At 33.9% G+C, this 22,629-nt stretch carries 20 protein-coding genes; 10 read left to right on the forward strand and 10 right to left on the reverse strand.

The features are described from left to right. Positions 1–258 precede the first annotated feature (258 nt). Positions 259–1,185: a prolipoprotein diacylglyceryl transferase gene (lgt, locus tag BM239_RS12240; protein ID WP_092209019.1), complete on the forward strand. Its 927-nt coding sequence runs from the start codon at positions 259–261 to the stop codon at positions 1,183–1,185. A gap of 5 nt (positions 1,186–1,190) precedes the next feature. Further along, positions 1,191–1,685, forward strand: coding sequence for a DUF192 domain-containing protein (locus BM239_RS12245; protein WP_092209021.1), 495 nt, complete (start codon positions 1,191–1,193; stop codon positions 1,683–1,685). A 271-nt stretch (positions 1,686–1,956) separates the two neighbouring features. Here BM239_RS12245 and secDF read toward each other — a convergent pair whose 3' ends face one another. The 7 genes from secDF to asnB form a co-directional block, all read right to left on the reverse strand. After that, the gene (gene secDF, locus BM239_RS12250; RefSeq protein ID WP_092209023.1) at positions 1,957–4,926 is read right to left on the reverse strand and encodes a protein translocase subunit SecDF; all 2,970 of its coding nucleotides are present in this window, start codon (positions 4,924–4,926) and stop codon (positions 1,957–1,959) included. A 161-nt stretch (positions 4,927–5,087) separates the two neighbouring features. Continuing rightward, positions 5,088–5,750, reverse strand: a complete 663-nt coding sequence (locus BM239_RS12255; protein WP_092209029.1) for a hypothetical protein — start codon at positions 5,748–5,750, stop codon at positions 5,088–5,090. Positions 5,751–5,826: 76 nt separating this feature from the next. Then, complete coding sequence (gene mdh, locus BM239_RS12260; RefSeq protein ID WP_092209030.1) at positions 5,827–6,753, reverse strand: malate dehydrogenase; 927 nt, start codon at positions 6,751–6,753, stop codon at positions 5,827–5,829. A 230-nt stretch (positions 6,754–6,983) separates the two neighbouring features. After that, a complete protein-coding gene (locus tag BM239_RS12265; protein WP_092209032.1) occupies positions 6,984–7,973 on the reverse strand; it encodes a hypothetical protein in 990 nt (329 codons plus the stop codon). 323 nt (positions 7,974–8,296) lie between these two features. Continuing rightward, positions 8,297–9,307 carry a DUF6588 family protein gene (locus BM239_RS12270; protein WP_092209035.1) on the reverse strand — a complete coding sequence of 337 codons (1,011 nt, stop codon included), beginning with the start codon at positions 9,305–9,307 and terminating at the stop codon, positions 8,297–8,299. Between the two features lie 94 nt (positions 9,308–9,401). Next, entirely contained in the window at positions 9,402–11,351 is a 1,950-nt protein-coding gene (gyrB, locus tag BM239_RS12275; RefSeq protein ID WP_092209037.1) for a DNA topoisomerase (ATP-hydrolyzing) subunit B, read from the reverse strand. A 691-nt stretch (positions 11,352–12,042) separates the two neighbouring features. Next, positions 12,043–13,704 (reverse strand): asparagine synthase B, encoded by a 1,662-nt coding sequence (asnB, locus tag BM239_RS12280; RefSeq protein ID WP_092209039.1) that lies wholly within the window; start codon positions 13,702–13,704, stop codon positions 12,043–12,045. A gap of 229 nt (positions 13,705–13,933) precedes the next feature. Between asnB and BM239_RS12285 the strand changes: the two genes are divergently transcribed. Continuing rightward, positions 13,934–14,473 (forward strand): DUF2911 domain-containing protein, encoded by a 540-nt coding sequence (locus BM239_RS12285; RefSeq protein ID WP_092209042.1) that lies wholly within the window; start codon positions 13,934–13,936, stop codon positions 14,471–14,473. A gap of 53 nt (positions 14,474–14,526) precedes the next feature. Here BM239_RS12285 and BM239_RS12290 read toward each other — a convergent pair whose 3' ends face one another. Next, the gene (locus BM239_RS12290) at positions 14,527–15,159 is read right to left on the reverse strand and encodes a 7-carboxy-7-deazaguanine synthase QueE (RefSeq protein WP_092209044.1); all 633 of its coding nucleotides are present in this window, start codon (positions 15,157–15,159) and stop codon (positions 14,527–14,529) included. 194 nt (positions 15,160–15,353) lie between these two features. Between BM239_RS12290 and BM239_RS12295 the strand changes: the two genes are divergently transcribed. Genes BM239_RS12295 through BM239_RS12325 form a run of 7 tightly spaced genes read left to right on the forward strand, consistent with a single transcriptional unit; the run spans position 15,354 to position 20,851 of the window. Then, complete coding sequence (locus BM239_RS12295; protein ID WP_092209047.1) at positions 15,354–16,883, forward strand: helicase HerA-like domain-containing protein; 1,530 nt, start codon at positions 15,354–15,356, stop codon at positions 16,881–16,883. Between the two features lie 34 nt (positions 16,884–16,917). Then, positions 16,918–17,472, forward strand: coding sequence for a hypothetical protein (locus BM239_RS12300; protein ID WP_177209038.1), 555 nt, complete (start codon positions 16,918–16,920; stop codon positions 17,470–17,472). 5 nt (positions 17,473–17,477) lie between these two features. Next, a complete protein-coding gene (locus tag BM239_RS12305) occupies positions 17,478–18,449 on the forward strand; it encodes a YitT family protein (protein WP_092209052.1) in 972 nt (323 codons plus the stop codon). Positions 18,450–18,454: 5 nt separating this feature from the next. Beyond that, positions 18,455–18,820 carry a cupin domain-containing protein gene (locus BM239_RS12310; protein ID WP_092209054.1) on the forward strand — a complete coding sequence of 122 codons (366 nt, stop codon included), beginning with the start codon at positions 18,455–18,457 and terminating at the stop codon, positions 18,818–18,820. Beyond that, positions 18,817–19,641: an alpha/beta fold hydrolase gene (locus BM239_RS12315; RefSeq protein WP_092209056.1), complete on the forward strand. Its 825-nt coding sequence runs from the start codon at positions 18,817–18,819 to the stop codon at positions 19,639–19,641. The genes BM239_RS12310 and BM239_RS12315 overlap by 4 nt, the downstream gene beginning before the upstream one ends. Before the next feature lie 17 nt (positions 19,642–19,658). Next, positions 19,659–20,423 carry a 23S rRNA pseudouridine(2604) synthase RluF gene (rluF, locus tag BM239_RS12320; protein ID WP_092209058.1) on the forward strand — a complete coding sequence of 255 codons (765 nt, stop codon included), beginning with the start codon at positions 19,659–19,661 and terminating at the stop codon, positions 20,421–20,423. A gap of 5 nt (positions 20,424–20,428) precedes the next feature. Beyond that, positions 20,429–20,851, forward strand: a complete 423-nt coding sequence (locus BM239_RS12325; RefSeq protein ID WP_092209060.1) for a VOC family protein — start codon at positions 20,429–20,431, stop codon at positions 20,849–20,851. A gap of 49 nt (positions 20,852–20,900) precedes the next feature. Here BM239_RS12325 and BM239_RS12330 read toward each other — a convergent pair whose 3' ends face one another. Continuing rightward, entirely contained in the window at positions 20,901–21,617 is a 717-nt protein-coding gene (locus BM239_RS12330; protein WP_092209063.1) for a YwaF family protein, read from the reverse strand. Between the two features lie 16 nt (positions 21,618–21,633). Further along, on the reverse strand, positions 21,634–22,512 hold the full coding sequence (locus BM239_RS12335; RefSeq protein ID WP_092209065.1) for a bifunctional 5,10-methylenetetrahydrofolate dehydrogenase/5,10-methenyltetrahydrofolate cyclohydrolase: 879 nt from the start codon (positions 22,510–22,512) through the stop codon (positions 21,634–21,636). Positions 22,513–22,629 lie beyond the last annotated feature (117 nt).

Genomic DNA, 22,629 nt, shown 5'->3' on the forward strand with positions numbered 1-22,629 from the left:
ACTAAAAATTGCCAACTCGCCAGCTCGCACTTTCTCTAAAAATGTACACCGTACATTTTCTTTACGTTCTGTCGCCTTGGGGACGTTCTGGCTTTAATCATATTCCTGGCAAGTATAAGCTTTAAATAAAAATGAGATACAACTGTCTTTCCCACTATTGTATGACAAAATCAATTTAAAAAATAACAATTCATTATAAGTTCTTGGCTTTCGTATCCGTTTTCAATTCCATATATTTACTTACTTAAAAAATGACGTATGTTATTACTACAATTTGATTGGAATCCAATAACTGGGATTGATATTTTCGGTAATTTTAAATTACACTTTTACAGTGTTATGTGGATTGTTGCTTTTCTTTTAGGTTTTCAAATCATGAAACGTATTTTTCTAAAAGAAAAAGTGAATCTGGATTATTTAGATCCGCTTTTTATTTATACCGTTTTAGCAACCATGCTCGGTGCCAGATTAGGGCATGTTCTATTCTATCAATCGGAATTAATTTCACAAGACTTCTTTAGTATCTTTTTACCTTTTAAATTTAAAGGAGGTTTTGAGTTTACCGGTTTTCAAGGATTAGCTAGTCATGGTGCTGCCATTGGAATCATCATAGGCATGTATTTATACCGTAGAAAATACAAGTATAAATCCCTTATGTGGATTTTAGATCGTGTTGTGATATCCGTTTCTTCGGGTGCTGTTTTTATTAGAATTGGCAACTTTATCAACTCTGAAATTATTGGAAAAATAACAGACTCGCCTTTAGGCGTTCGTTTTGTTCAAGATTATTATAATAAACGTCAAATAGTAGCTGAAACAGGTATTGAAAACTATAAGGAAGCCTATGCTGCTGTTACTAACAATCCGCAGTTTCAGCATTTATTGGATGCGGTTCCTGTGCGTCATCCTGCACAATTGTATGAATCATTTTGCTACATATTTGTGTTTTTGATTCTATGGTTTATTTATCAAAAAACAAATAAAGGGCAACAAAGCGGTTATTTGTTTGGACTATTTTTAGTGCTATTATGGACCGTTCGTTTCTTTGTAGAATTTGTAAAAGAACCACAAGGTGACGAGTACATTACCATGTTTGGACTAAATACAGGGCAAATGTTAAGTATCCCATTTGTATTAATAGGGCTCTATTTTATGTTTATTTATAAACCAAAAACAACGAATTAGGCTTTATGAAACGTCCTTATTTTAAAATTGTTTGTCTATCGGCATCCTTATTTGTTTTAGGTGCAACCTCTTGCAAAGACGAACCCAAAAAACCCAAACAAGCTGAAGTCACTTTTAAAAAAGAAGGGACTCTTGAACTTATAAAAAAAACAAACGATTCAGTTATAGCCACGTTAGATATTGAAATTGCTGATAATGAATTTGAAACTCAAACAGGATTAATGTATCGGGAATCTATGAAAGCAAACCGTGGTATGTTATTTATTTTCCCAGACGAACAACCGCGTTCATTTTATATGAAGAATACGCGCTTTGCTTTAGATCTGATTTATTTAGATACTGATAAAAAGGTAGTTAGTTTTCAGGAAAATGCTCAACCATTTAATGAAGGCTCCTTACCGTCCAATGCAGCAGCTAAATATGTTTTAGAAGTAAATGCTGGATTGGTTAAACAATGGCAATTAGCGGTTGGTGACAGCATGGCTTTCAAGCCTGAATAGCAAATTAATACATCTACTAATTTTTATATCTTCTTTTAATTGATGTTCTAGTTATCAACAACTAGATATAAAAAAATGGCATAACTATTTATCAGTTGTACCGAAACCACAATACACAATTCCTTTTATTCTTATAGTTATTTAATATCCCTAGAAAATTTGAAGGTTAATAATAATTAAAGGACAATTTCTATAACTCGAAAAAAAAATCATAAAAAAAGCCTTTTTGAGTAACATCAAAAAGGCTTTTAGTTTATTTAAAAAGATTGGATTACACAACCTCAGAATCTTCAACTTTCTCTTTTTCTTTTAAGGCATTGGCAGCATCGCCTTTTTTAACAGCGTCATACATTAAAGGCGTTGCAATAAATAATGATGAGTAAGTACCCACAATAACACCCACTATTAATGCAAACATAAAGCCTCTAATAGAATCTCCACCAAAGATGAAGATAGCCAGTAATACCACTAATGTCGTTAAAGATGTATTTAATGTTCTACTTAAGGTACTGCTTAAAGACACATTAATTACTTTATTAAATGGCCAACTTGTATGTTCATTAAAAAATTCACGAATTCTATCAAATACAACTACCGTGTCATTTAAGGAGTAACCAATTACCGTAAGGATTGCCGCAATGAAAGCTTGATCTATTTCCATACTAAATGGCATGTACTTGTATGTTAAAGAGAAGACACCTAATACAATTAATACGTCATGGAACACAGCTGCAACCGCACCCAATGAAAATTGCCATCTTTTAAAACGAATTAAGATATACAAGAATACAACAACTAAAGATCCTAGAATAGCCCAAATAGATGATTTTTTAATATCATCCGCAATAGTTGGACTTACTTTATAGTACTTCATTAAACCTACTGTTTTGCCTTGGTCATCGCTAATAAATTCCTCGTAAGAAAGACCTGGCATGTATGGTTGTAACTCTGTAAATAACGTATTTCTGATTTCTTCATCAATAGCATTATCGGTTTCGTTAACTTTATATTTGGTTGTTATTTTTAATTGATTGGCACTACCAAACGTTTTAGCTTCAGCACTACCGAAAGCATCTCCTAACGTTTCTGAAATTTCGTTAGCACTTACTGGTTCTGCAAAACGAACTTGATAGGTTCTACCACCAACAAAATCCACACCTTGATCTAGACTATTTGTGAACAGAGAACCTAAACTAACCAGAATAGCAACTCCGGAAATAACATAAGCAATTTTACGTTTCTTTAAGAAATTGATATTAATATTTCTGAATAGATTTTTAGTAATAGCTGTTGAGAAATCTAAATTCCCGTTTCTATTTGCATACCAATCCACTATTAATCTTGTTATAAAGATGGCCGTAAATAAAGACGTTGCAATACCAATTAATAAGGTTGTAGCAAATCCTTTTATTGGGCCTGTTCCGAATATAAATAAAATTAAAGCTGTTAAACCCGTTGTAATGTTGGCATCTAAAATAGAAGACAATGCATTGCTAAAACCATCATCAATAGATTCTTTCAAGCCTTTACCTTTAGCAATTTCCTCTCGAATACGCTCAAAGATAAGTACGTTTGCATCCACAGACATACCAATAGTTAATACAATACCTGCAATACCAGGCAATGTTAATACCGCTCCTAATCCTGATAATACACCAAAGATTAATACAATATTAAATATCATGGCAATATCAGCAAACAGACCTGCTTTACCGTAGTAAAGGAACATCCAAACTAATACTAAAGATAATGCAATAAGGAAAGACATTTGACCGCTTTCAATGGCTTCTTGACCTAATGATGGACCAACAACTTCACCTTGAATAATATCGGCTGAAGCTGGTAATTTACCAGCACGTAATACGTTTGCTAAATCGGTTGCTTCATTTAATGTAAAGTTTCCAGAAATAGAAGAATTACCTCCTGCAATAGCACCTGTTGTAACACCTGGTGCAGAATATACTAAATCATCTAAAACGATTGCAATATTAGTTCCTTCTGTAAAGGCATTTCCAGTCATTTCTTCCCAGATTTTGGCACCTTTAGAATTCATTTGCATGGAAACCGTTGGTTTACCCATTGGGTCGTACTCTTGGCGTGCGTCTGTAACTACAGCACCACTTAATTGTGGTACGTTATCTCTGTTACCTTCTAAAGCATACAAATCAACCACTTCACTATCTTTAGCTGGTTTACCAAAAGCAAATTTTGTAAAACGCTGTTCGCCTGGTAATAAAGAGCGTACTTGAGGCATATTTAAATACTCCATCACTTTCTCTCTGTCCTTAATATTTACCATAGCAATGGCAGCAGGATTTTGAGATTGGAATAATAAGTCCCGTAATGGATTAACTTCTGTAGCTGTTGAGTCTGGATCAGCTCCTAATAAATCTTCAATTGCAGCATCTTCAGAATCTTGTGGCTCTTCAGATTGTTCAGCAACAGCTTCTGTTTTTGGAGCTTCCAATTCCTTTAACAGGTTGTTAGCATCAAATAAAAATTGGCCAAACATATCACGCTTGTAAACATCCCAGAACTCTAACTGTGCTGTACTTTGTAATAACTTAATAGCACGTTCTTTATCTTTAACACCTGGAAGTTCAACTAAAATACGACCAGAACTTCCTAAACGCTGAATACTTGGTGATGTAACACCAAACTCATCTATACGCTTACGTAATACTTCAAAAGCAGAAACAATTGATTCGTCAATTTTACGCTCAATTATTGGTTGCACTTCTGAATCGGTCATGCTACCTTCTATTTCGCCATCAAGAGCACGCGTGTAGAAAATCTCTGGAGATGCTAATTTGGTATCTCCTTTTATTTTATCGAATGCAACAAAGAAATCAGTAACATAATCGTTTTGACTATTCTTTTGAATTTCATCAGCATCATCTAACGCTTGATTGAAAACTGGATTTTTACTGTAGTTTGCTAACCCTTTTAAAATATCTTTTACAGATACTTGAAGAATAACACTAACACCACCTTTTAAATCCAAACCAAGGTTCATGGAATTTTCCTTAACTTCAGAATAGGTATAACTTGCTACTCCTAAATTATAAACCTCTACATTATCAAGAGAATCTAGATACTTTCGCTCTTTTACCTCATCGCCATTTGAATATGCCACAGCTTGGTCGTCAATACTATTTGCCTTAAAAGTGAAAGACAGCTGATAAATACTTACCAGTCCAAACAAAATTGCAAACAGTTTTACTAATCCTTTATTTTGCATTATGTGTTAAATTATGATTTATTGTTGATATTTTTAAAAACGAGCAAATATATATCTTCTATAATGATTTAACAAAAGGTTTGGATAGTTTCTGCTTGTTTTTGAACAAAAAAAAAACAGCTTAATAAGCTGTTTTTTTCAATATAATTAAGTTTGGAATTTTACATTCCCATTAATTTATCTGTTTTTGTATATCCTTCTGGAGGTGTCATATCAAATTTATCGGCAGAAACCGTTTCTTTTTTTATTTCTGTTACTTCACTAGTAATAGTTAAAGCCATACCCATTTGACTTACATCCATTTTCATATATAATGGAAAACCGTCTATTTGAGCACCCATTTGTGCCACTTGTGGATTCATTGCTTGAATTTTATCAGTGACATAAATATCCATATTTACGGTAGCACCTTCTTTTTCAAGTGTTACATTGTACTCCTGACAGACATACCCTAAAATGGTTTTAGTTTCATCGCCTTTTACAACATTCATACCTTCTGTATCTTCTTCATTTGGCTTCATATCTGAAATGGTATACATCTTACCAGTCATTTGGTTGTCCATGAACGTTAACATTTCATTGGTTTCTCCATTCATAATTGTTGTGGTATTTCCAGACATCAGGTTAAAGGTTTCAGAACGTGTTTTATCTGACTTAAAATAGGTGGTTGTAAGGATATCTCCAACCATAGCCAATTGCGCCTGCATTTGCTCATTATCACTAGACATGGTTTGTTTAGATTTAACAACACCTTCTGTCATGGCGTCTTGGGCAAAACCTGTTAGGCTCATTGCGAATACTAGAACATAAATTAGTTTTTTCATTTGAATTATTTTTTTAGTTATTTATTGATTAATAGTCGCTCTAGCTACCTAAAACAACAGGTTTCATTTTTTACAATTATAATGCCAAAAGGCCATTTGTTTTTCTCACACCTTCTGAACTTTCTTGCATATGGGCTTTTTCAGCATCTGACAATTCAATTTCAACGATTTTTTCAATACCATTACGACCTAAAATTACAGGTGCTCCAATACAAATATCATTTAAACCATACTCACCTTCTAACAATACTGAACATGGGAACATTTTTTTCTGATTGCAGGCAATAGCTTGAACTAAGCCGCTTACAGCTGCTCCTGGCGCATACCAAGCAGACGTTCCTAATAGTTTTGTTAAGGTTGCACCACCAACTTTGGTATCTTCTTTTACTTGGTTGAGACGATCTTCTGATAAAAATTCAGAAACTAACACACTGTTACGTGTTGCTAAACGCGTTAAAGGCACCATTCCAGTATCACTATGGCCACCTATTACCATACCATCCACATCACTTATAGGCGCACCCAAAGCTTCCGCTAAACGGTATTTAAAACGTGCAGAATCTAATGCACCACCCATTCCTATGATTCGATGTTTTGGTAAACCTGTTGTTTTATGAACTAAATAAGTCATAGTATCCATAGGATTACTAACCACAATAATAATAGTGTTTGGAGAATGCTCAATTAAGCTTGAAGAAACTGTTTTTACAATTCCTGCATTAATACCAATTAATTCCTCACGTGTCATACCTGGTTTTCTAGGAATACCAGACGTAATTACACAAATATCACTATTGGCAGTTGCCGAATAATCATTAGTAATACCAGTTATTTTTGTATCGAATCCGTTTAATGAGGCTGTTTGCATTAAATCCATAGCTTTACCTTCAGCAAAACCTTCTTTAATATCTAACAGAACTACTTCTGAAGCAAAATTTTTAATAGCTATGTATTCTGCACAACTGGCTCCTACCGCTCCAGCTCCTACTACTGTTACTTTCATGTATTTATGATTTTTTTAATTTGTGAAACATTAATTTTCACAAATTTAATATTTTTAAACCATATATGTTTGAAGAATTACTAAAATCTATTCTACTAAAGTCTTAATGAGAAATCATATAGAACATATAGACGCTTTTATATTTTGAAATGACGTAATAAAAGCAAAAGCGCAAGTTTAACACTTGCGCTTTTAAAACATACTATATTTAATTTATTAGAGTTATTTTACTAACTACCAATATTTATATCAATTGGACCAACCCATTCCGTTCTTGAACCATCTAAACATACTGCTCGTATATAAAAGTCATAATTGGTATTTTGAGCTAAATTATAAAAAGGCCATCCCGCATTATCTGAAACATTAACAGAGCCAGAACTTGCAGGCTGATTATTCCCTACCACAACATGTTCAAAATTACGCTCTCCATTGTATGACCATCTAAAAACAGCTCCGACTGCCTGGCCTGAACCGTTACGTTCTATTTCTGTGGTAATATTAGATGGTGGATTGCATAAATTCTGATCATATTCTGCAAAATAGCTTACAGGACCTACCCAATTACTAAAACCCAAATTATTATTGCAATAGGAACGAACATAAAAATCGTAGGTGTTTCCTGAAACTAGTGAAGCATCGGAAAAACTTTCGCTATTGGTTGTCGCTAATTCACCACTTCCTATTTGAAACCCTTGATTCCCATATTCTATTTGAAAGTAAGATGCGTCTGTATCATTGTAATAGGTATCCCAATAGGCTGTTCCAGATTCAACTACAAAATCATACGGTTCTTGGCAATATTCTTCAATGCTTAAAACTATAGGGCCTTGCCATTTTGTTAAATTACCATTGCTACATTGTGCTCTAATGAAAAAGCTTAAGGTTTGATTATTTTCTGCATAAAAGTACAAACTCTCATCTATTATTGTTGCTGTAGATACATTGGTTGTAGTAAACCCCTCATTCAAGAAGAAAAAATCGCTGTTTACGTCCTGATTACTAACATTCGTAGTTTGGTCGTAACCTATTTGAAAATAGTTAAAAGAGTTTTGCGTTTGGTAATTAAAAACTAACTCATTTCCATTTTGAACAACACTCGACAAACTTACAACGCCACATTCATTAGCACTTCCATCATCATTAGACTCGTCTGAATCCTTGGAACAGCCTTGTGTCAAAATAAAAACACAACTTAATAAGAATAATCCTTTTTTCATTTTTTATAATTATTGGTAAAATTTTATTAAACGCGCGAAAATAACAATATTTTGATATTTAAATTACAAATTAAGTACAAAAAGAGTCATTTTAATGTAAATACACATCTCCTATTTACAGAACACCTGTGGACTAAAAATATTATTATAGCTTCTAAAATGTTATTTTGAAAGCTATTAAGACGCGAAATTTTTAATGGCTATGTATTCTGCACTACTGGCTCCTACTGCTGTTACTTTCATGTATATATGATTCTTTTATTTGTGAAACATTAATTTTCACAAATTTAATAGTTTTTATATGTTTGAAGATTTCATAAAACCTAAAAGGACAGCTGTAATCCTAATGTGGCACTATTAAATTCCGCAAATGTATAATCTGCATTTACAGAAAAAACACCCATTTTTAAATGGGCACCTATAGTTGTCCGTACTCCCGTAACTTTTTCGTCTATAGAAAATGGGTCTATTATGGATTCTGAAAACAAAACGCCATCAGAAACAACGTAAGTTCCTAATAAATCAGTTTCAGATTTACCAGTAACATACCCTAAACCAGCATATACATTTATAATCTTAAATTTCGTTGAAGCTATAAGTTCATAAAGCATGGTATTAACATTAGTTTGAACCTGTTGATTCTGACCATCCACTATACCGTCATCTGTAAAATCATAACTTCCATCTAGATGTGTGTATGCTATTAATCCTGAAATGGCTAATGGAAATAATTCTTCTTTCGGCAACCACGCTGTAAACTCTTGTTGTATACCAAATCCATACAATCCCGTTTTTACATCGTCCACCTCAATTTTAGGAAAGTACCTTGCTTTTAATTGTGTCCCTTTAAAAGGCGAAAAACCCACTTGAAGAAAAGCAGCAGGTATGATATTTATATCTGAAGCACCTAGTCCAGTTGGCAAAGTAATTTCCGTTTCTTGATTCCCAAAAATAGGGTCGTCATAGGTTAAAATAACAACCACATCTGGATTGTTAGTTCCAAGAGCTGTTGCTACACGTTTGGATGGGCTGTTGTCAGGAAAGCGAATATTCTCATAATCGCTTACATGCATATCAAACGATTTTTTATCAGTGGCTATGAATGACGAATTGGCCACTAATCCAATTTCAAAACCAAAACGCTTTTGTCCTTTTCCATGGTTAAACCAGCCATTATTTACACCATAAACCAATCCTTCTGTTGCTGGCGCTAAATAGTCTTTACTAAACCGCTGAGCATCATTTACACCAGCAGCTAATAAATCATCAATATTTTGTTGAGCATACATTCCTGTTGCAGAAATTAATAAAATTATTAAGATTAGCTTTTTCATTATAGATTATTTTGTTTGTTGTTATAATATAAACGAAAAAACGCGCTTATTGGTTTATAAGCGCGTTAATTTTTTTATGTTTCCAGCCTGTTACCTAGGCATCAATATTTGCATAAATAGCATTCTTTTCAATAAACTCTCTACGTGGTGGCACTTCATCACCCATAAGCATGGAGAATATTCTATCAGCCTCTGCTCCATTTTCAATTTGAATTTGACGCAGTGTTCTAAAGTCAGGATTCATAGTTGTGTCCCAAAGTTGTTCTGCATTCATCTCTCCAAGACCTTTGTAGCGTTGGATTTTAGAATTTTCGCCAAAATCTTTCAAAATTGCAGCACGTTCCTCATCTGTCCATGCATATTGTTTTTTCGCACCTTTTTTAATTAAGTATAAAGGAGGCGTTGCAATATAAATATGACCGTTTTCAATTAACTCTCTCATATATCTGAAGAAAAATGTAAGAATCAAGGTTTCAATATGACTTCCATCAATATCGGCATCACACATAATTACAACTTTATGATAGCGTAATTTTGATAAGTTAAGCGCCTTACTGTCATCATCGGTACCAATTGTAACACCAAGGGCCGTAAAAATATTTTTAATTTCTTCATTTTCAAAAACCTTATGTGTCATGGCTTTTTCCACGTTTAAAATTTTACCACGTAAGGGCAAAATAGCTTGGAAGGCACGATCACGTCCTTGTTTAGCGGTTCCACCTGCTGAATCTCCCTCAACAAGATAAACTTCACATTTTGAAGGATCTTGTTCTGAACAATCGGACAATTTTCCTGGCAAACCACCAATACTCATAACCGTTTTTCTCTGAACCATTTCACGTGCTTTTTGGGCAGCGTGACGTGCTTGAGCAGCTAAAATTACTTTTTGTACAATTGTTTTAGCATCTTCTGGATTTTCTTCTAAATAATCCGTCAACATTTCAGAAACAGCTTGACTAACTGATGCTGAAACTTCTCTATTTCCTAATTTGGTTTTTGTTTGGCCTTCAAATTGTGGTTCTTGAACTTTTACAGATATGATAGCGGTTAAGCCTTCACGAAAATCATCACCAGCAATATCAAATTTCAATTTATCAAGCATGCCTGATTCATCGGCATACTTTTTAAGTGTATGTGTTAATCCACGACGGAATCCAGATAAGTGGGTTCCTCCTTCATGTGTATTAATATTATTAACATAGGAATGCAAATTTTCAGCATATGATGTGTTATAAATCATAGCAACTTCTACTGGAACGCCGTTTTTTTCACCTTCAAATGAAATAACATCTTTCATTAGGGGTTCTCTATTACCATCTAAAAACTTGATGAATTCTTTAAGACCTTCTTCTGAATGAAACGTTTCCCCTTCAAACTCACCATTATCTTTTTTATGACGCTTATCTACTAAATGAATCGTTATACCTTTATTCAGGTAGGCTAATTCACGTAATCTACTGGCTAATGTATCATAATTATACTCTAATGTTTGAGTGAAGATTGTTGGATCTGGTTTAAAAGTTACAATGGTACCTCTCTTATCGGTATCACCAACTTTTTTAACTGGATACATAGCTTTTCCGCGCTCATATTCCTGTTCCCAAATCTCTCCTTTTCTATATACGGTAGCTTTTAAGTGCTGTGATAAGGCATTCACACAACTAACACCAACACCGTGCAAACCACCTGAAACTTTATAGGAGTCTTTATCAAATTTACCTCCAGCTCCAATTTTAGTCATCACAACTTCAAGTGCAGAAACCCCTTCTTTTTTGTGCAAATCTACCGGAATTCCACGTCCATCATCTTCCGTTGTAATAGAGTTATCTTCGTTTATAATTACGGTAATATTATCACAATGCCCAGCTAATGCTTCATCAATAGAATTATCTACGACCTCATAAACCAAGTGGTGTAAACCACGTGTCCCAACATCACCGATATACATGGATGGCCGCATGCGCACATGCTCCATGCCTTCTAATGCCTGAATACTATCTGCTGAATAGTTATCTTTGTTAAACTCTTCTCTTTTTTCGCTCATGTTTTAAATATTTTAAGCCTTTCGGTATCCTTCCAATAAAAAATAGACACTTTTTAGCCTGCTGTTATGTTTTATAATTATTAAAAAATGAATTTTATTAGCACAAAAAAAGACGCTTAAAAGCATCCTTTTGAATACAACCAAAGATACAACTTTTTCATGCTTTTTAAAAGCTTTTTAGTAATTGAAGTTGAAAATTATCAACATTTGTTAATTACTTAAAAGTGTCTTAAAACGTCTAAAAATTAGCTTAAATTGAATTTTAGCAGTTTGTATGGCCAGCTAAAAATTAAAAAAACGAGAACGTTAGCTACAAGCGTTATTTTGATGTTTTTGATATTACTGAAAATTGGATTTGAAAGCCCATTTCAATAAAATAATATACTTACAAATGATTAATGCCGATTGCATTTTAACAATCGGTATTAGAGGTTTAATTCTGTTCTAAACTTTTAACAATTAACTGGAGAGTATTCTCTAAAAACTTTAGAATAGACTCTTTATTGGTAGTCACAAACGGCTGGTTCATACAATAATCAAACAACATACCGTCTACTTCAAGACTCGTTAAAAATGCTTAATCTTTGAATATATAAAAAATGGATGATTACTAATAGATCCAGATAAGCATCAGGATTAAATCGGTTTAATTAAATTTTCCGTGACTTCGTCTTGACAATTCAAAACCTCGTTAATACGCATCTGCATGCACATGAGCAACGGCTCTTCCACTTGGGTCGTTCATGTTTTTAAAGCTTTCATCCCACTCTAATGCAATTTTGGTGCTACAAGCTACGCTAGCTTCTTGCGGTACACATAAAGCGGCAGCATCACTTGGAAAGTGTTCAGCAAAAATAGTCCGGTAATAAAACTCTTCTTTACTAGTTGGTGTTTGCAATGGAAATTTATACTTCGCGTTTGCTAATTGTTCATCACTAACTTCTATGGCTACAATTTCCTTTAAAGAGTCTATCCAGCTATAACCTACGCCATCACTAAATTGTTCTTTTTGTCGCCAGGCAACAGCTTCAGGAATCAGATCTTCAAAGGCTTTTCTAATGACCCATTTTTCCATACGCTCGCCATTAATCATTTTATCTTGTGGGTTGATTCGCATGGCCACGTCCATGAATTCTTTATCCAAAAACGGCACACGCCCTTCTATTCCCCAAGCAGCCAAACTCTTATTGGCACGCAAGCAATCGTACTGATGCAATTTGCTTAATTTACGCACCGTTTCTTCATGAAATTCTTGCGCATTTGGCGCCTTATGAAAATATAAATACCCACCAAATAATTCATCAGCGCCTTCACCAGACAACACCATTTTAACACCCATGGATTTGATTACTCTTGCCATTAAATACATAGGAGTACTAGCCCGGATAGTTGTTACGTCATACGTTTCTAGCTGATAAATAACATCTTTTATGGCATCCAGTCCTTCTTGAATTGTAAACTTAATTTCATGATGCACTGTCCCAATATGGTCAGCCACTTTCCGAGCTGCTGCTAAATCTGGTGAACCTTCCAATCCTACCGAAAAACTGTGTAATTGTGGATACCAGGCATCTGCAATATCATCACTCTCAATACGTTTTTGCGCGTATTTTTTAGCGATGGCTGATGTTACAGACGAATCTAATCCACCAGATAGCAAAACACCGTAAGGCACATCACTCATCAGTTGTCTATGCACAGCAGCCTCCAAAGCCTTTTTAATTTCAGCAATATGGGTTTCGTTTTCTTTAACAGCGTCATACTCCATCCAATCGCGTTTGTACCACTGTACAAGTTTGCCATCGTTACTTGACAAATAATGTCCTGGAGGAAATAATTCAATTTTGGTACAATAACCTTCTAAAGCCTTCAATTCTGAAGCTACATAAAAAGTTCCATGTTCGTCCCAACCAATATACAAGGGAATAATTCCCATGTGGTCTCGTGCTACAAAGTATTCATCTTTTTCGATATCGTAAATAGCAAACCCAAAAATTCCATTCATTTCATCAATAAAATGAACTCCTTTTTCTTGATAAAGTGCTAAAATGACTTCGCAGTCACTTTCTGTTTGAAAGTTATAATCTGGAAACTGCTTACGCAACTCACGATGGTTATAGATTTCGCCATTGGCTGCCAACACTAATTTTTTATCAGCACTAATTAACGGCTGCTTTCCCGAAGCTGGATCTACAATAGCTAAACGTTCGTGAGCCATAATAGCCTTTTCATGATCATATATTCCACTCCAATCTGGACCACGATGTCTTATTTTCTTTGCCATTTCTAATACTTGAGGCCTCAATTCCGTTACTTTCTGTTTCAGCTCGAATGCACATACAATTCCACACATAATATTTTGATATTTTATTTAATGAAGCAAATATGAATATAATAATATATTTTAAAAACAATAAATCAATTTTCAGTTATAAAATGAAACTATAAATAGTAATTTTATATAAATATGACATTAAATAAATTTGATTTTACTGTATTATTGATAAATTGTAAAGTTTCGTGAAAATTTGCGACTGTTTGAAAATTATTAAATATTTTTAACGAAATAAAAAATTACAATTATGAAAAAATCAACATTTATGACATCAGTCGCATTTGCATTTGTTATGTTATTTACAACAGGTCTATATGCTCAAGAATTTTCTAACCTAGATAAAAGTCCAATGGATGCAGCATCTTTTCCTTCAGATTACAAAGATGCTAACAAATCGATAAAAGTAATTTATAGCAGACCACAACTCAACAATCGCTCATTAGACAAATTAGCTCCTAATGATAAAGTTTGGCGTACAGGTGCAAACGAAGCCGTTGAAATTACATTTTATAAGGATACTGATTTTGGTGGTAAAATGATAAAAAAAGGAACCTATTCTTTATTTACTATTCCTGGTGAGAAAGAATGGACTATTATTATCAATAAAGATTTGAATACTTGGGGTGCTTATTTTTACAAGGAAGAAAATGATGTAGCACGTGTTATGGCTCCTGTAAAAATGAGTGACGAATCTGTAGAGGCTTTCTCTATTAGTTTTGATGATAATGCTACCATGCACATGGGATGGGATAAAGTTAGAGTATCTGTACCAACCTCATCGAAATAAGAAATTTCGTTAACAATATAAAAAACGCCCTGTAAATTCAGGGCGTTTTTTTATTAAGGTATATTTAAATATTTGTGTGTTTGTAACGACACTTTCCACTTGGGATTTGCCATAACATAATCTACAATTTCTGGAACCATTTTTTCACGTTTGCTCCATTCTGGCTGTAAATATAAAATACAATCTTTGTTTACTTGTGCAGCTTGTTCTTCAGCAAATCTAAAATCATCTTTATTAAAGATAATACATTTTAATTCGTGTGCTTTTTTAAAAACCTCTTCTGTAGGCAATTTTAATTTTTTGGGAGACAAACAAATCCAGTCCCAAGTACCAGTTAACTTATAGGCGCCAGAAGTTTCAATATGTGTTTGCATACCTCTTGCTTTTAGCTGATTGGTTAATTGGGTCATATCCCACATTAAAGGTTCACCACCAGTAACCACAATTGTTTTACTGTATTTTTCTGCATTGGCAACAATTTTATCTGTTTCAGTTGGTGGGTGTAATTCTGCTAACCAGCTTTCTTTAACATCGCACCAATGACAACCAACATCACAACCTCCAATTCTTATAAAATAGGCAGCCGTTCCCTTATGGTAACCTTCCCCTTGAATGGTATAAAATTCCTCCATTAAGGGTAATAAAAGCCCTTTATCTAACAATTCTTGTCTTTCACTTCTTGTCATAGCGTACAAAGATATAAAACAAGATTCAGTAAGCGCTATGATGCATCTAATTTTTAAGAATCCATTTATTAGATAACTTACTTTTTAAAGCTAAATAATTTAGCACTACAAGAATCTTTTTTATAACTGGACATTGTTGATAAAATTTTCTGTAGGTTACCGTAAGATTAGTATTTTTATACAAAATTACAAGCATGGACAGAAACACGTCTTTTTTCAATCACATTCAAGAAGGAAATACAAATAAAGGTGAATTTATAACACTAGGTTCTGCTATGCTAGATGGCAAAACAGTAACTAATGCATTTGTAAATGTCCCTTTAAAAACCATGAACAGACATGGCTTAATTGCTGGTGCAACAGGAACTGGCAAAACAAAAACATTACAAGTGCTTGCTGAAAACTTAAGCGAAAAAGGGGTTCCCGTTTTATTAATGGACATTAAAGGCGATTTAAGTGGATTGGCACAACCAAGTCCTGGTCATGCAAAAATTGATGAACGCCATGCTCAAATTGGACTTCCTTTTAACCCGAAAGCGTTTCCTGTTGAAATTTTAACCCTTTCGAAACAAAATGGAGTGCGACTCCGGGCAACTATCAGTGAATTTGGACCCGTATTAATTTCCAGAATTTTAGATGTTACCGAAACCCAAGCAGGAATTATTTCGGTCATATTTAAGTATTGTGATGATAATAAACTACCGCTTTTAGACCTAAAAGATTTCAAAAAAATACTACAATACACAACCGATGAAGGACGTGACGAGTTTGAAGAAGCTTACGGCCGAATTTCAACCGCATCAACTGGCGCAATTTTACGCAAAATTGTAGAAATTGAACAACAAGGAGGCGACTTGTTTTTTGGTGAAAAATCCTTTGAAGTAGACGACTTATTGCGTGTTGATGAAACTGGTCGCGGTTACATAAATATTATTCGTTTAACAGACATTCAAGACAAACCAAAATTGTTTTCTACATTTATGTTGAGCCTATTAGCTGAAATTTACTCTACCTTTCCTGAACAAGGAGATTCCGGCCGACCTGAATTAATTATGTTTATCGATGAGGCACATTTAATCTTCAATGAAGCTTCCAAAGCCTTATTAAACCAAATAGAAAGTATTGTAAAACTGATACGCAGTAAAGGAGTTGGATTATATTTTGTAACGCAAAACCCAACAGATGTACCAGAGGCTGTTTTAAGTCAACTAGGACTAAAAGTGCAACATGCTTTGCGTGCTTTTACTGCCAAAGACAGAAAGGCTATAAAATTAGCAGCACAAAATTATCCTGACACGGAATATTATGATACTGCTGAAATATTAACCTCATTGGGTACTGGTGAAGCTTTAGTTTCTGCTTTAGATGAAAAGGGACGACCAACACCATTGGCAGCTACCATGATGCGCGCACCAATGAGTCGTATGGATATCCTAACAGATAGCGAGCTTCAAGCGCTTTTATCGGATTCTAAATTGGTAAAGAAATACAACGATGAAATTGATAGAGAAAGTGCCTATGAATTACTCAATAAAAAAATTGAAGAAGCCGAAGCTGATGAATTAAAAGAAAAAGCTCAAAAAGAAAAGGAAGCCCTTAAAAAAGCTGAATCTAAAAAAAGCAGCCGTCGTTCAAGCTCTCGGATGAACCCAATTGTAAAAGTACTAACAAGTGCCACGTTTATTAGAAGTGTTTTTGGTATCTTAACCAAAGTAATGAAATAATTTAAAATAAAACCATAAAATAATAAAATCCCAAATGAGAAAAATCCTTTTAAGCTTAATAATAATCACCGTTATATTCACTAGTTGTTCCAAGGAAAAAAATCCGTTTTTAATTGAAAAAAATAATATTGGCATGTTAACGGATTCCACAAAAATTGCCGATTTGAATATGATATTCCCTAACGATTCTATTGTAAAATTAACCAATGAAGAAGCTTTTCAAAGTGCTAATTACGACATAGAGATTTTTGATAAATCGGGAAATGCATTACTGGTATTAAGCCCGAATAAAATGATTGACTCGACTGCAACCATCAGCACGATAAAAGTGTTAGATTCTCGCTATAAAACGGAAAAAGGAATTACAACAAAAAGCACCTTTGGCGATATTCAAAAGCACTATAAAATTTCAAATATTCAAAATACCATTAAAAATGTCGTCGTTTTTGTAAACGAAATCAATGCGTTTTTTACCATTGATAAAAAAGAATTACCAGCAAGTTTACAATTTGATTCGAATGTAAAAATTGAAGCTATCCAAATTCCAGAAACAGCTAAAATTAAATATTTCATGATTGGCTGGAACTAAAAAATATGAGATCATACCTATCTAAAGTATTAGTAACTATTGCTCGTAAACGACTTGAAGCTACAAAAACAGCTGCAAAAATAAGTAACCGAGACCTTGTTCCACTTGTTAAAACGCTTCAAGTAGAAATCAGTCATGCCTTTAAAGAAGCGCTATTTATTATTATTGGTGTCATATCGGCAGGGTTTGGTTTAAAAGGCTTTTTATTACCCAATCGGTTTATTGATGGTGGCGCAACAGGTATATCGCTTCTATTAGAAAATATTACCGATTTAGAGTTGGGAGTCTTACTTGTACTTGTTAACATTCCTTTTATAATTTTAGGAGCCAAAACATTCAGCATACGCTTTGCTATTAAAAGCATTGTTGCCATAACTTTATTAGCCCTTGTTGTCCATTTTGTAGAATATCCTACCGTTACTGATGATAAGTTGTTAATAGCTGTTTTTGGCGGATTCTTTCTAGGGCTTGGAATTGGAATGGCCATGAGAGGTGGTAGTGTTATTGATGGAACAGAAGTTTTAGCTATCTATTTAAGCCGAAAACTATCCATAACAATTGGTGACGTTTTGCTACTAACCAACCTCATCATTTTTTCATTTGGTGCTTATGTGCTTTCCATTGAAGTAGCTTTATATGCTATTTTAACCTATTTAGCGGCAGCCAAAACAGTTGATTTTGTTGTAGATGGCGTTGAAGAATACGTTGGTGTTACTATTATTTCAAACCATCATGAAGCACTTCGTGTCATGATTATTGATAAGTTAAGACGCGCTTGTACTATTTATGCTGGAAAAGGTGGCTACGGTACTCAAGGAAACAGTTATGATAAGGATATCATTTACACTGTTGTTACCCGATTAGAATTAGCAAAACTACATACAGAAATTGATAAAATAGATAAAAATGCTTTCATTATTATGGGACTTGTAAAAGATTTGCGAGGCGGAATGATTAAGCGGAAACCTTTAAAATAAGTTTCATGAAAACATATCATATTCAAGATAATCCATTTGTAGTTCCAACAACAGATGGAAAAATAATAAAAGAGCACTTTGGATTAGCATCGGATGGTAACTCGGAAATTAGTATAGCACATATGGTGGCACCAGCAGGCTGGAGCGAACCTTTTCAAACACCTGAATTTGATGAGTATACCTTTATTATTAAAGGCAAGAAACAATTTATTATTAATGATGAAGAAGTTGTCTTGGAAGCAGGTCAATCTATCAAAATAAACAAGGGAACACGTGTTCAATATTCAAATCCCTTTACAGAACCTTGTATCTATTTAGCCATATGCAAACCTGCTTTTTCTATGGATTTGGTAAATCGTGAAGACACATGAAAATACTCCAAAAATTCATCGGTTTTTTTATAAATGTCACTGGACTGTTTTCCAGAAAATTGGCTGCTCGTTTGGCTTTGTATTTATTTACAAAACCAAGACGTGGTAAATTAACCGAAAAGCAATTTGATTTTTTAGGCACCGCTTTCCGTGAAGAACTAACCATAAATAGCATTCCTATTATGACCTATAGATGGCTAGGAAAAGGCAACACTATTTTATTAGCTCATGGTTGGGAAAGTAATGCTGCTAGATGGCAATATCTTATTGAGCCTTTAAGGAAACTAGATTATAATATTATTGCATTAGATGCTCCAGCACATGGCAAATCTGGTAGCAAACGATTTAACGCTATTTTATATGCAGATTTTATAAAAGTAGTATCCAAAAAGTTTAAACCCGATTTTATTATTGGGCATTCAGTTGGCGGTATGGCTTCCGTTTTTTCGCAAACAAATAGCGATTATAAAGCATTAAAAAAAATGATTTTATTAGGTACACCGTCTGAATTTACAGATGTTTTAATTCGTTATTACCAGATGATGGGATACAGCAAACGAACGGTAAAAAGCATTAATCAATTAATTAAAGACCGATTTCATGCTGAACCTGAAAATTTTTCGACAGCTAAATATTTAGAAACGTTAAATTTAGAGGGTTTGATTATTCACGATGAAAAGGACACCATTATTCCATATCAGGATGCGCTTTCAATAAATAACAGCCTAAAAAACAGCAAATTAATAACCACAACAGGATTCGGACATTCTTTAGTAGACGACAGCATATCCAACTATATTTATGAGTTTTTAAAAAGCTAAAATGATATCTTTGTTCTATGGAAGAAAAATTAACAAGACTCAATAAATATTTAAGCGAAGCTGGTTACTGTTCGCGTAGAGCAGCTGATAAACTCATAGAAGCCGGTCGTGTTACTATAAATGGTGTTGTTCCTGAAATGGGTACTAAAGTAACCGAAACAGATGTTGTAGAAGTAGATGGAAAAGAAATAAAAGGCAAAGACAATGCTTTTGTATACTTGGCTTTCAACAAACCTGTTGGTATTGTTTGTACAACTGATACACGCGTTGAAAAAGATAATATCATTGATTTTATAAAATATCCGAAACGTATTTTTCCAATAGGTCGTTTGGATAAGCCTAGTGAAGGTTTAATATTTCTTACTGATGATGGAGATATTGTAAATAAAATTTTACGCGCCAGCAACAACCACGAAAAGGAATATATTGTAACTGTTGACAAACCTATTTCCCAAACGTTTATTGAACATATGTCTAAAGGCATCTATTTAGAAGAACTAGACAAGACAACAAAAAAATGTGAGGTTGAAAAACTAGGAACACATGAGTTTAAAATTATTTTAACCCAAGGCTTAAATAGACAAATTAGACGCATGTGCGAATATCTCAACTATGAGGTTGAAACACTCAAACGTGTTCGAATAATGAACATTAAATTAGATGTTCCTGTTGGGAAATACAGAGAATTTACCAAAACAGAGTTAACAGAACTGACACGTTTACTTGAAGATTCCACTAAAACATTTTTATCCAAAACCCCTCCAAAACAATCTAGAAGATAACCGTTATGCCTACTATTTCACCATTCCATATAGCTATTCCTGTTCATAATTTAGAGACTTGCCGAGTTTTCTATCGTGATATTTTAAACTGCGAAGAAGGCAGAAGCAGTGAGCACTGGGTCGATTTTAATTTTTTTGGTCACCAATTAGTTATTCACTATAAACCAAAATCAGAAGAGACTATACATACGAATTCTGTTGATGGAAAATCGGTTCCAGTACCTCATTATGGTGTTGTTTTACCTTGGAATGATTTTCATGAGTTTTCAAAACATTTAAAATCTAAAAACATCCAATTTATTATTGAACCCTATATTCGTTTTGAAGGTCAAGTAGGCGAACAGGCAACCATGTTTTTTTATGACCCAGCAGGAAATGCTCTAGAATTTAAAGCCTTCAAAGATTTGAATCAGTTGTTTGCTAAATAAATCTGTGGTTAATTATCCAGACTTATAAGTACTATTTTATAGTAAGCACCTACTTTTTACGCGTTAAATAAAACGGCCAGTATATTAACAAGAAAAATGGAATTAGAATAACTTCCATAACCAACAAATAGTAAGGCCACTCACCAAAATAATCTAATGCAGAAGCGGATTCTGGTTTGCTATTTAAATAAGAGTAATTGGCTCCCAACACATTATTTAAAACCATAAGGATAATGGCATAAATTTGAAGTGCAAAGAAGGACTTAAAAACACTTTTAAATTTTGGTCGCATTTTCAATACGAATGTGGCATAAAAAATAATAGTGAGCAATCCTAAATGTACAATCCAATATCTAAAATAATCTAAACTAGGAAAGCCATTGGCAATATCGGGTGTAATAACCCCTTGCAAGGTTCCAGCAATAATCCAAAACAAAAGAATTTCGTACATCCAATACCTTCTAGTGTATGTAAAACATGGAATGATTAGAGCTAAAAAACTGCAGAGAAATAAGGGTAAATCTTCCGATAAATTATAATTACCAAGAAGAATGTGATAAACGTGAAAAGCAATAACAGTTAACGAAACCAAAGCTCCAAGAAACTGAAATGTTTTTATTTTTTTCTGCTGATTCAATTTACGATTAGAAACGCGAATCAGTAAGATAGCTGTACTAGCAACTAAAATGATTGGCAAAACATGCTGCCAACTACCTATTGTAACACGCTCTACAAGGCATGAAGTCAGAAAGAAACCGAAAAACATATTACAATATAAGTCTTTATTGTAAGTGTCTTTCTCTTGCTAACAAAGTATTTTTAAGCAACATGGCAATTGTCATTGGGCCAACACCTCCTGGAACAGGTGTTATGTAGCTTGCCTTTTTACTGACATTTTCAAAATCTACATCACCTGTTATGATGTACCCTTTTGGCGAATTATCATCTGGAACCCGTGTAATTCCTACATCAATAATAACAGCATCGTCTTTTACCATTTCAGCTTTTAAATAGTTAGGATGCCCTAAAGCGGTAATAATAATATCTGCTTGACTTGTAATTTGAGTAATATTTTTGGTGTGACTATGCGTTAAAGTAACTGTCGAATTCCCCGGAAATCCTTTTCTACCCATTAAGATACTCATAGGACGACCCACTATATGACTACGACCAATAACAACGGTATGTTTTCCTTTAGTTTCTACATTATATCTGTCTAATAATTCTAGAATTCCAAAGGGAGTTGCTGGAATAAAGGTAGACATATCTAAAGCCATTTTTCCAAAATTCATAGGGTGAAAACCATCTACATCTTTATCTGGATTGACAGCCATTAATACTTTTTGGGTGTCAATCTGCTCTGGAAGTGGTAACTGGATTATAAACCCATCTATATCCGGATTTTCGTTTAAGTCTTTAATTTTATCTAATAATTCAATTTCGCTTGTGGTATTAGACATTCGTACCATGGTAGACTCAAAACCAACACGCTCACAAGCCCGCACTTTACTGGCAACATATGTTAAACTAGCACCATCATTACCAACAATAATAGCGGCTAAATGAGGGACTTTTTCGCCTTTGGCTATAATCTTCTTAACCTCGTCTGCAATTTCATTTTTAATATCGTTGCTTACTTTTTTTCCGTCTAGTATGACCATAATTATTACTGTTTTATTGCAAGAACGCAAAGGCGCAAAGCAAAGCTATACTACATTATATCTGTAAAATTTTCTAAAAACAAAATCAGCTATCATTACATGCTGACTATTTAACTT

Origin of the sequence: Algorimicrobium echini (genome assembly GCF_900115185.1) — a bacterium.
GTDB lineage: Bacteria > Bacteroidota > Bacteroidia > Flavobacteriales > Flavobacteriaceae > Algorimicrobium > Algorimicrobium echini.